The organism is Methylocystis rosea SV97 (assembly GCF_000372845.1).
Taxonomy (GTDB): Bacteria; Pseudomonadota; Alphaproteobacteria; order Rhizobiales; family Beijerinckiaceae; genus Methylocystis; species Methylocystis rosea.
Genome location: NZ_KB889963.1, coordinates 163,283 through 173,429, shown reverse-complemented (window position 1 = coordinate 173,429; position 10,147 = coordinate 163,283). Strand labels below are relative to the sequence as shown.

10 protein-coding genes are annotated in these 10,147 nt (G+C 58.1%); 3 read left to right on the top strand and 7 right to left on the bottom strand.

Annotation, left to right across the window (positions count from 1 at the left end; genetic code table 11):
• Window positions 1-209: 209 nt before the first annotated feature.
• Window positions 210-1,112 (bottom strand): Abi family protein, encoded by a 903-nt coding sequence (locus tag A3OO_RS0100915; RefSeq protein ID WP_018405952.1) that lies wholly within the window; start codon window positions 1,110-1,112, stop codon window positions 210-212.
• 403 nt (window positions 1,113-1,515) lie between these two features.
• Here A3OO_RS0100915 and A3OO_RS0100910 point away from each other — a divergent pair, with 403 nt between their 5' ends.
• Together A3OO_RS0100910 and A3OO_RS0100905 are read left to right on the top strand one after the other, a co-directional pair.
• Window positions 1,516-2,085, top strand: a complete 570-nt coding sequence (locus A3OO_RS0100910) for a hypothetical protein (RefSeq protein ID WP_018405951.1) — start codon at window positions 1,516-1,518, stop codon at window positions 2,083-2,085.
• Window positions 2,086-2,127: 42 nt separating this feature from the next.
• Entirely contained in the window at window positions 2,128-2,367 is a 240-nt protein-coding gene (locus tag A3OO_RS0100905) for a hypothetical protein (RefSeq protein WP_018405950.1), read from the top strand.
• Between the two features lie 1,252 nt (window positions 2,368-3,619).
• Here A3OO_RS0100905 and A3OO_RS0100895 read toward each other — a convergent pair.
• From A3OO_RS0100895 to A3OO_RS0100880, 3 genes are all read right to left on the bottom strand, one after another.
• Window positions 3,620-3,841: a hypothetical protein gene (locus A3OO_RS0100895; protein ID WP_018405948.1), complete on the bottom strand. Its 222-nt coding sequence runs from the start codon at window positions 3,839-3,841 to the stop codon at window positions 3,620-3,622.
• A 75-nt stretch (window positions 3,842-3,916) separates the two neighbouring features.
• Window positions 3,917-4,114 carry a hypothetical protein gene (locus A3OO_RS0100890; protein ID WP_018405947.1) on the bottom strand — a complete coding sequence of 66 codons (198 nt, stop codon included), beginning with the start codon at window positions 4,112-4,114 and terminating at the stop codon, window positions 3,917-3,919.
• Between the two features lie 428 nt (window positions 4,115-4,542).
• Window positions 4,543-4,968 carry a universal stress protein gene (locus tag A3OO_RS0100880; RefSeq protein ID WP_018405945.1) on the bottom strand — a complete coding sequence of 142 codons (426 nt, stop codon included), beginning with the start codon at window positions 4,966-4,968 and terminating at the stop codon, window positions 4,543-4,545.
• Window positions 4,969-5,124: 156 nt separating this feature from the next.
• On the opposite strand from A3OO_RS0100880, the gene A3OO_RS0100875 reads away from it, so the two are divergent.
• Window positions 5,125-5,505 carry a PRC-barrel domain-containing protein gene (locus A3OO_RS0100875; protein ID WP_018405944.1) on the top strand — a complete coding sequence of 127 codons (381 nt, stop codon included), beginning with the start codon at window positions 5,125-5,127 and terminating at the stop codon, window positions 5,503-5,505.
• 470 nt (window positions 5,506-5,975) lie between these two features.
• On the opposite strand, the gene A3OO_RS20940 is transcribed toward A3OO_RS0100875, so the two are convergent.
• From A3OO_RS20940 to A3OO_RS0100855, 3 genes are all read right to left on the bottom strand, one after another.
• Window positions 5,976-6,344: a CsbD family protein gene (locus A3OO_RS20940; protein ID WP_018405943.1), complete on the bottom strand. Its 369-nt coding sequence runs from the start codon at window positions 6,342-6,344 to the stop codon at window positions 5,976-5,978.
• A gap of 1,035 nt (window positions 6,345-7,379) precedes the next feature.
• Window positions 7,380-8,753, bottom strand: a complete 1,374-nt coding sequence (locus A3OO_RS0100860) for an HWE histidine kinase domain-containing protein (protein ID WP_018405942.1) — start codon at window positions 8,751-8,753, stop codon at window positions 7,380-7,382.
• On the bottom strand, window positions 8,746-9,828 hold the full coding sequence (locus A3OO_RS0100855) for an HWE histidine kinase domain-containing protein (protein ID WP_245257069.1): 1,083 nt from the start codon (window positions 9,826-9,828) through the stop codon (window positions 8,746-8,748). Before A3OO_RS0100855 ends, A3OO_RS0100860 begins: the two co-directional genes overlap by 8 nt.
• Between the last annotated feature and the right edge of the window lie 319 nt (window positions 9,829-10,147).

The window sequence follows — 10,147 nt, the reverse complement described above, 5'->3', positions numbered from 1 at the left end:
GGAGCGGCCTGCGCAGGAGGCTAGCTACCGTATAGCTACTATGCGGACATTAGTCGCCCCTCTGACGGTCGCCGATCTTCGCGCTGAGGGCGTCGCTGGTGCGTGGGTCTGGTGCACCGGGCTTCGTTCTTGTGCTCACTTGGCCGTCCGATTGGTTCCGCTCGAACCAATGGGACGGCCAGGCCGCGGCTCCAGATTCGATCGAGCCCTTATGATCTCCAGGCTGGTCGGTTACGCCAATCACTCGGAAATCCCATTGCCGCGGGATCCACAAGCGGATGGGCGTCCAGCAAATCGATGAGATGCTTTCGCCAGCCGGAAGAGGGAGCGATGATCCCCAGTAAATAGCCAAGAGTCGCAAGGGTGTTATAGAGCTTTCGCGCCGCCTGGGGGTTCATGGCGAGCTTCAGTGCTCCCGGCGAATTGGGGAGGGCCATAGTCACTGTAAACTGCTTGTTCCACAGTCGACCATGATGCGCGCAGATATTTCGGACGTATGTCAGATGGTGCGCCAGCGAGACAAGCACTCGCTCGTCCAGACCGTAGGACTTTGCAATTGCCTGTCGGTCGACACGAAGCTTCAAGTTGCCCAGCCACTTCGAGAGCTGACCCAATGAGATTACCTCCGACGTCATCCAGATTGGCGGCAGCTCAGGGTCGCGATATTTCCGGCGATAATGCTCGATGAAGGTATCGCGGGACCGCTCGATTTCCTCAATAAGGCTGGTCATCGCCTTCGCATAGTGATCCGGCCGGGTGTAGTGGACCGGCTCGAGATAGCCATGCGGCCCGTAGTTCATAGCCAAGTGATGCGCCCAACGGCCCCGCAAGGAGACCTCAATCCGTTCGATCGCGTCCATAACGAGTAATCTCAGTTGGCGATCAAAAACGTACAGGGACAGCACGTCTTCAAATGTCGCTCCCTCTTTGAAACTGTGATCGCCCGGAACGGAACAGGGTTGCTCAAAGGGCAGCCAATAGGCTCGTAACCGGTAGTAGGTGATGTGCTGCAGGAAATGCTTCGCTCTCGCCTCATCCTCGATTCGCAGGCCACGGCGCCGCAAGAGGTTGAGCTGGTCCTCAATCGATAGGGCCGGCTTTGTAAACCTCATCCCCCGAATCCATTCTAGAACAAGAATTTGCAGTCGCTCAAAAATAAGAAACCCGCCGGGGTGCGCAGTTCGAAGCCGAAGCTCCGTCCGAGGCGTGGCGGGTCTTATTGAGATAGATATGGCCGAGAGGGCTTAAGAAAGCAATACTCCGACAAGAGAAACAGTGCCCCCGCCACACCTTCGCTCGTCCTGCTATGCTCTCCCTATGTGCGGCCGATTCACACAGCACCTTTCCTGGGAAGAGCTTTTCTCCGGGGCTCCGTTAGCGCTTGGCCTTGTCGAAGGCTTCAAGCGGGGGCATGCTGATATTTGATACGGCCACACGGCGAATGCCCGCTTAGATGGGCAAGGGCGCACAGAGGCCGGGTTCGATTCAAGAGTACTGAGCTTCGGGAGGAACTCCATGGAATCGAATGAAACGGCTGCGCTCGAACAGCACCGCGAATTTACCGAAGTCGTAGGCCTGTTCGACTCGGTTGATAAACTGCAGTCTGCCATTGACGATTTGATGACTCACGGATTCGACAGATCCGAAATCAGCCTCCTCACCGAAGACGCGAAGACGCGCGAAAAGGTTGGGTCGAAACGCTCGGTCGAAATCGAGGACAGCGATGAAGCTCCTCGCATTTCCTACATCGAAACCGAGTCGCTTAATGAAGGCAAAGCTGCGCTCATCGGCCTGCTCTTCTATGTCGGCGCCACTGCTGGCGCGATCGCCGTTTGGACCATCTACGGCAGTTTCGCCGAGGCGATCTTTGCGGGCATTGGCGCTGGCATGGCCGCCAGCGTGATTGGCCTGGGCGTCGGCGCATTCATTCGACGTCGTCAGCGCAATTGGGTGCAGGCGCAATTAGCGCGCGGCGGTCTGTTGCTGTGGGTGCGAACCCGGACCGAAGAACACGAACGCGCCGCCATGTCTGCCATGCAGAACAATGGAGGCCACGACGTGCATGTTCATAGCCTGGCGGCATAGGCCTCACGATCCAGACTGAGCGCTGCTGACCCTGTTACACCTATGACTAAAATTCTCCGGCGGGTAAGGGGTATTTCTATCGACGCTCATGACGCATTAACGCCGACAAAGCTCGTCGAATGTCCCTTTGAAGTCCGCGTCGACGAGGTCTTGCACGACCGGTTCTATGATGTCCGCGACGCTGTTGCGGTCGCCAAGCAGGTCAAAGCGACAAACGGAGCGGCCGACGTCGTGGTGATAGACACACGGACCAAGAAATTGGTGATCAAGGTTGATGGTTGAGCAAATTTTCTCGCCGCGCGCGAAAAAGCCCGGTCGTCGCCGGCCGGGCTGGAGGTGCGGTCGGAAGGACCGTCGCCGAGCACTTTTGGCTCGGTGCGGGCCGGTTCGTACGCGCGCGGAGCGATGCAGGCAACCGCGACCAGCCGCCATAGTTAATGCTATGCTACCGCCATGTGCGGTCGGTTCACGCAGCGTCTGACCTGGGAAGAGCCTCACCGGCTCGCGGCCGATCTGATCGGCCAGCCTCCTTCCACAATCGCCGAAGGGCCAATTACAATGGGCGCCGCCCAAGCAGTTTACCGAAGCGCCTTGGCGAATTATTCTGGCGGCGGCGTGGATTGGAGAAAAAAATGCGCAAGCTGCTGGTGATTTTAGCCGTGTCGACTCTCTTCCTCTCGGCTCCTGCGATGGCCCACGACCCGCAGACTCATGGGATGGTCCCTGGCGGACACGGCAGGCACATGCATCGGGATTGGAGCACTCCGGGTCAGCACAGACATAACGTTTGCTGGCATCGCCATCACGGAAAATGGGTATGGGTCTGTCGCTAACGGAGAAAGCGTCTCGCGCGATAATCGCCGTCTCGCAAAATTTAGGGGGCGGCCCGGACGACAACGCCCGCCATGTTTGGCGGGCGTCTTTTATCCGAACAGCTGGGCGTCACTGGCAAACCCAAACCCAGTGGCCTTGATCCCATACCCAGCAGGGACCATGGACGTGGCCGCCGCCCAGACCGTAGTACCCGGAGCCGCCGCTCCAATCGCGGTGCATGTGGCGGCCATGCCCTCCGTAGTCCGGCAGATACCGTCCGTGGTGCGATGTGCCGGATTGCGCCAATGGCGCCCACAACATCGCTGCTGCTAGAACTGCGCCAGAAGTTATTATTTTACGCATAGGGTCCTCCCCATCTTTGTGTGGAGAACTATGGCGCTTGGAGTCGATTTAAAGGGTGCGGATGACCGGCGGTCGCGCGGCAGTTACGCAAAGAACTCGCCCGCCGCGACGCAGCACATTCGGAGCCCCGCATCTAGCGGGGGCTCAATCATAAGAACTCGCTGGCTGCGCTGGATGGATCGACCCCGCGGCGCGGGCCAAGGAAATACACATGCGCGAGGTTCTTCGCATTTCTTGACGCGGGCGGTGTTTGAGCTTTGCTTAGCCCCCATTCGCGGAAGAGTCGTAGCCGACCTCGGCAATGTATACGTCGTGCTTTAAAATCATGGTTTCACCCCAGCGCGTTCGGCGCTGGAAATCAAAATGGTCTGCGGCCTCGCCGAGAGGATAAGGCCCCGCTGCCCTTGCCCAATAGCTCCATGGCATCCTCGGCAATTTCCTCAGGCTCGTTCTGCCCCTCACCTTCCCCGGCGACAGCAAGCACAGCCCGCATCAGCGCAGTTCCGTCGAGGCTTATCCCGCGATCGGCGGCCATTCGATTGGCGGCCCGGAAGGCTTCGTCGATCAAATCCTGATGCATACGGGCTCCTTCCTGACTGCAGATCGCCTTAGTCCAATAAGGTGCTATGAGCCGAATGAACCGACAATGGGGCGGCTAATTTGAATTTCGGTCATCCAAATTCCATAGCCGATCCAGCAGGATTTTCAGATCGGCGTGGCAGCGTTCGATATGCTCTCGAATGACGACTCGGTCATCATGCGTCAGAGTATCCAGCCTGATGTTGAACCACTCGCGCCGGATAGTCTCACGCAGCGATTCTATTCCTCGTATCAGCTTCTCAGCTTCGGTCATCGTATTGGTCCTTGCGGCGCTCGGCCTGCCACGCTGCCTCGGCGCTATCTGGCCGGCGTCGCCTCTCTAGCGACTCCTGTCAACTACTTGTCCGCGGTTCAGAGCCGCGGGCTTTTTATGGTTCATCCGCTGGCTTCGAGCCTCGCCCGTCGTCAGCTTTCCGCGCCTCTTCGATCAGGCGCGCAAGCTGCTTCTTTAGGACGGAACCTTGGATCTGACGCCTGTCGTATCCTTCACGGTCAAGGCGTGCGACGATATCGCTGACCCTTCTGCAGTCTCCGGAGCGAGCAAGTTCGAACGCTCGCTCAATTGTTGTCTTGTCGGCATCCATGGCAGTTATGGCTACCTAGCGCCCTTGTATGGGCGTCGATCGGTCATGGCATTGCTCGCCCTTTGTTGCGGTTGGGCTATCCTGCACCCCGTAGCTGCTACTGCCGCACGACGAGCACTGAGCATTTTGCGTGGTATACGATGGCGCCGGCGTTCGAGCCAATGAGAAACCGATCCATTCCTGGCCGGTGGGAGCCTACGACGACGACTTCTGCGCCCCACTCCTCGGCCTCCGCCAGAACCTTTTGATAGACGGGACCGAACAGCACAACGGTCGAGATTCGGCCGGTCGGATGAGCGATGCTAGCCGCTAAGGCGGCGATCTCCTTCTCGAGGCCTTGCTGAATATCCTTGTCGAAATTTCCCTTGACGTAGTCGAGGAAGGCGACGGGAATAAGGGTCTGCACATTGACCAGCCTGAGTTCGCTATTGAAAGCCCTGGCGAGCGCCGCTGCTTTGTCGATCGCCTGCTTGGTCATCTCAGATTCAGTGAGATCGATCGCGACAAGAATCTTTTTGAGCATCGTCGCCTCCCTGGCTGACCCTTTTAGGAAGTAAGATGCGGAGCTTTAGTGCCGAGGCAACGGTCTCTTACGCACATCTTTGCGAGCATCGTGCTCTCGGCCGTTCGAAGGCGGCGGTCCAGGAACATTGCGGCGTCCTACGCATAGGAGAGCGCAATGGCGACTGCAGCCTCAAATCCGAAAATCAACCTGATATCGAGCCAGCACATCGATGGCGCGGCCGTTTACGACAAGAGCGGCAAGGAAATCGGCAAGATCGACCATTTCATGATTGATATGGAATCGGGCCGCGTTCTTTACGCGGTCGTCGAATTTTGCGGCGGCATGTGCCTGCATCCCGGCCATCATCCATTGCCTTGGACATCGCTGAAATACGACAGAGACTGTCGTGGATACTTCGCGGATGTCACCCAGGACTTGGTCGAGAGCGCGCCAGACTACACCGACGAAAGCTGGATGGATCGTGAGTGGGAGACGCGCGTGCATCAGCATTATAGCGCTCGGCCTTATTGGCAAGAAATCGGCGGGCAGCAATAATTGTGGGACGGCGCCTCTCACAGAGACGATCGTTAGCCACCTTGCGCACGGCCGTGAAAGCCGCGGGCTTTTTTTCAGCCTCACGCCAGGCGCATCGCCATTCGTGAACTTGACGGCGGCGGCCTCAAGCGCGGCGCGGATGGCGCCAGCTTCGGTGCGAGGACCGCTCGCCGATTTGTGCTGAAGACATCGACCATCTCACGAAAAAGCCCGGCCATTTCTGACCGGGCTGAGGAACCAAGGAATTGCCGGCACACGCGGCGCCGGCGCATGGTCGTGAGATAAGCGCTAACGCCGGGAATGCAAGCCGACCGTCCATGAAATTCGCAGTCAGGATTCGCGCTTAAGCCTCGCCTTGCTCAGCTTCCAGCGCGCGCTATCATCGCGTCGCAATCTGCGCCGGGCCCGCACCCTGGCGCGGCTAGGGCGGCGAGACTGAGCTCAGCCGGTCTCTCCGCCCGACCGATTTGCTATTCTTTTTCATCGGCGTTTTTTGCTTCGCCTATAAACTTCTGCAAATCGCCTATGGCTTGCTGCACGATTCCGGCCACAGCAAGCTCCGGAGAGCGCGTAGAGAGAGCTACGGCCAGCTTCGTCTTGCCCATTGCCTCATTTGCGTAGCCTCGCAATTGGTCCACTGATCTGCACTGAGTAAGACAATCGAGGGCAACCGACACAGCGTCCTTCACTTGGTCAATTGCGTGCTGGATATTCTGCTGAACTTCAAGGCTTTCGGCCTCAAGCGGCGCTTTCGTCGAATCGGCCAGCGTGTCGATTCCCCGCTTGATCTCTCCGATCGATTGACCAACGAGATCTTTCGTTGTCTCTGCATTTGACATCAGACTTATCCTCGTAGGGATGCTACAAGTTTTTTGGGGACGACGACCGCTCATCGCAAGCGGCTCGTCGTTGTGACATACACATCAATTTACGCCTATCTCAGTGAGATTAAGCGCGAGCGCGAACGCAAAAACGCCCCGCCGTTACATCCACGTCGGGGCGCTCAGTCGCGGCGGGCGGGGCCGTCACTCCATACAATTTTAGGCGCTAAACCCCTGGTCCATCACGGTCCCGGCGAAACCGCTGCGGTGAAAGGGTCCGTCGTTATCTGATATGCCCGCTTGGGAGTTTTCCGCAGGGATGGCAAGTCTTTTTGCCATGAGCCCAATGCCAGCAGGGACAAACGTGTGCGTAGGCTGACGTCGTAGCTCCCGTGTCATGCGCATATCTCCACTCGGGCGACTGGAATAGCCCACGACCAAGCCTCCGGCTGGCCATGTCCAAACGATAGCACTTACGTAGCTTCAATCGTCAACCCGCACCCCAACCCGTGAACACAAACGCAAAAAACGCCCCGGCCGTACATCCCGGCTCGGGGGTGCTCACGTAGGGATACGCTTCGCTATTTCTACAGGCTCAGGTCACGCTTGGCACTTGCCGAGGTAGAGAAGCGCGCTAGGCGCGTTTTCGGTTCTGGCCGCTTCGACCATAGCCGAATCTCGAAAACGCGCCAGTTTGCCCTCGGCAACCGCGCCAAAGCCGGCGCGCGCCGTAGCGTGAACGCAAAAACGCCCCGGCGCGCTGACACGCGCTCGGAGCGTTCCTGACCGGCGTCTCAGCTCGCCGGCGTGCCCACAATATAATTCGAAGGCTCGGGCTGTACAAGGCCTACTGCTCGCCAGCATCCGACGCTCGGTGCGGGCTGCAACATTGGGACGTCTGCGTTTCGCGCTTCCCTATATTTGACGGACCGAACACGGGCGCGGACTTACAATCGGTCTTATAATAGAGCTACGTTTGAGATGGAATTGAGCGGACAATCGCGGACGCTTGTTGATCAAAATATCCAAATTTCTGGCGCAGCGCTCGGAGAGTCATGCACCAAGACGGGCCTTGCTCATACTCAGCGTAGCGATAACTCCCTCTTGGTCCCAGTCGAAAACTATCGTGCCGCCGAGCTGGCTGAAAATGGTCTTGGTGACGAGCTGGCTCCCAAAACCTGCGCGTCCTTTAGGGGCAACAACGGCGGGACCGCCCCTCTCGGTCCAAGTGATAATCAATTGGCTATCGTCGGCTATGCCCGCCACGTCGAGTGTGCCGGTTGCCTGTGAGAGCGCACCGTATTTGATAGAATTCGTAGCCAACTCGTGGACGACGAGGGCAAAAGCATTGGCCGATGCCTCCCCCACCAACAACTCGGGCACGGAGACGCGGACACGAACTCCGATCCCTCCCTCCTCGTCGTAGGGCGCGAGAAGTGCGGCGAGCAGTTCGCCAAGAGGAGCGGCCTTCTTCGGCTCCCCCAGAACGGGACGGATAAGATCGTGCGCGTGGCTTAGGGCCGTTAATCGCTTGGTCAGGTCGAGCGACATTTCTTTCGAGGTTTTCGTCGAACGCGCCGATATTGCGGTGAGCGCGGACGCGATAGCGAATAGGTTCTTCACCCGGTGAACCATCTCCCCCGAGAGCATCTCACGGGCTTCCTCGGCCAGCTTCCGACCCGTCACGTCAAGGAAGACTCCAAACATTGTTCGGCCGACGATACCCTCGTCATCGCCTCTCCCGCGTGCTGATATCCAACGCACCTTGTCGCCATGCAGAATACGGAAGTCGATTTCGTAAGGGCCTAGGACTTCTCGCGTCGAAGCGAAGGCGGCTCTCACCCTGTCGAGATCCTCGGGATGGATGTGTGATGACAGATCCTCAAAGGTGACAACCCCTTCGTGCACCCCCCACATGCCATGGGCGCGCTCGTCTAGGGCAATCTGGTCTGTATCGACATTCCACGACCACAGCGCGACACCCGCTGCCTCGGTGGCAATCCGGAGACGATTGGCGTCCCACTCCGGTGGGCTAGTTGCCTTCTCTAATGTCGGGTGAAGTCCCGGGGTCAATAGTTCCGTGAGGGCCCCGGCTAACGCCGAACGCCCAAAGGGCTTTTGAAGCAGGGGAGCAGCAGTATAGTTCTTTTGCAGGCTGTCATTGTTATAGCCGGTCGCAAAGACGAACGGCACGCCCTGCGCTGACAGTGCGTCCGCGATGGGGTAAGATTTTTGCCCGTTTAGATTTATGTCGAGCACAGCGGCGTCGATAGTTTCCACGTCGATCATCGCGAGGGCCTGATCGACGCCGGCGGCGGGGCCGAGGACCGCACAGCCTAAGCCTGTAAGCATATCTACGAGCGTCCAAGCTACGATCGCCTCGTCTTCAACAACGAGAATGCGCCGGCCAGAGAGTCCGTTATTCATGCTCGTCGACCGGCCCTCGGCTTATGGGCATGATGATCTCGCAAACCACACCTGTGGGCTCATAATCGAGGTAGACCTGTCCACCCAGGTCCTGCGCCAAGTCTCTTTGGATCAGGCGCGATCCGAAACCCTTATGTGTCGGCGGTGTCACTGGCGGCCCGCCGCTTTCTTGCCAACGCAGACGCAGTTGGTCTCCCTGCGGGGAAGGCTCGACTTTCCAGCTAATGTCGATTCTGCCGGCATCGTTTGAGAGAGCACCGTGCTTTACAGCATTGCTTGCCAGCTCATGGAATACCATGGTGAGAGTCAAAGCTGATTTCGGTTGCAGGCGAACATCCTCGCCCTGGACTGAAAAGCGGGAAACCCGGCTTTCGTGTAGACCAAACGGCTGAAATACTAAATCCAGGATTTTGCACAGGCTCACCCTGTCCCAGCTCTCGCGCCCCAACAGGCTATGCGTTTTTGACAGCGCCAGGATGCGCCCTTCGAGAGCATCAACGACCTCCTCGTCGGCCATCCCCCGCAAGGTCTGCCGGGCGATTGCCAGCACGGTCGCGAGCGTATTTTGCGTGCGGTGGTTCAACTCCTCCAGGAGAAGCCGGAGGCGCTCTTTCTCGCGATGATGTTTGGTAATGTCCGCGAAGGAGGCGAATTGCTGTACGACATCCCCGCTGTTATCTCGGACAGGACTGATGAAGATGGAGGCGCAGAATGCGCTGCCGTCTTTGCGGCTGTAGCTGATTTCCGGGTCGGTGTCTAACTTACCCTCGAAGGCGAGTTCGATTTGCGACAGCGCAGTTGGATCGGCCCCGGGCGCCATCAGAGAATTGAACGTCTCGCCGAGTACCTCTTTCCGGGTATATCCGGTCAAAGCGAGAAAGCTGTCATTGGCGAAAATGATGCGATGGCCGGGTTCTTTCGCATTTGTAAACACCATAGGCATGCGTGTCGTTTCGGCTGCGACGACGAATGGCCCCAGGTCACTCTGAAAGGTCTCAACTTCCGATTCAGCGACCTTCTGCTCCCCGGACTTGTTTTCTTCATTTGCCATGGCCGCCCTTTCATCAACTTCCAAGCGAGTGTTCGCTCTGGGGACCAGATTTTTTTTCTTCTTTCTCTAACAATCGCAACGCGGCACAAATAACTTCGCCGCGCCTCAATAACGGCCGAGGCGGCCCCTTCTCAATAGAACGCTCCAGCTCGGGCGTGAGCGATACGTTCCTGGTCTTGCGCGTGGCCCTGCCAAAATGATCTTCTATAATTTGAACCTGTGTCAATGTTGACTGGAGAGCTTCTCGGCGGGCGAGAGGCGGTTTGGGGGTCAATATTTGCGATCCTTTCGCCAATCCACGGCGGTTGGACCTGACCGGCCCAAATTCCCCGCTTCGCGTTCT

Coding starts and splice junctions, on each gene's coding strand:
- A3OO_RS0100915 (WP_018405952.1), bottom strand. CDS start 1,112: ATGAGGTTTACAAAGCCGGCCCTATCGATTGAGGACCAGCTCAACCTC.
- A3OO_RS0100910 (WP_018405951.1), top strand. CDS start 1,516: ATGGAATCGAATGAAACGGCTGCGCTCGAACAGCACCGCGAATTTACC.
- A3OO_RS0100905 (WP_018405950.1), top strand. CDS start 2,128: ATGACTAAAATTCTCCGGCGGGTAAGGGGTATTTCTATCGACGCTCAT.
- A3OO_RS0100895 (WP_018405948.1), bottom strand. CDS start 3,841: ATGCATCAGGATTTGATCGACGAAGCCTTCCGGGCCGCCAATCGAATG.
- A3OO_RS0100890 (WP_018405947.1), bottom strand. CDS start 4,114: ATGACCGAAGCTGAGAAGCTGATACGAGGAATAGAATCGCTGCGTGAG.
- A3OO_RS0100880 (WP_018405945.1), bottom strand. CDS start 4,968: ATGCTCAAAAAGATTCTTGTCGCGATCGATCTCACTGAATCTGAGATG.
- A3OO_RS0100875 (WP_018405944.1), top strand. CDS start 5,125: ATGGCGACTGCAGCCTCAAATCCGAAAATCAACCTGATATCGAGCCAG.
- A3OO_RS20940 (WP_018405943.1), bottom strand. CDS start 6,344: ATGTCAAATGCAGAGACAACGAAAGATCTCGTTGGTCAATCGATCGGA.
- A3OO_RS0100860 (WP_018405942.1), bottom strand. CDS start 8,753: ATGAATAACGGACTCTCTGGCCGGCGCATTCTCGTTGTTGAAGACGAG.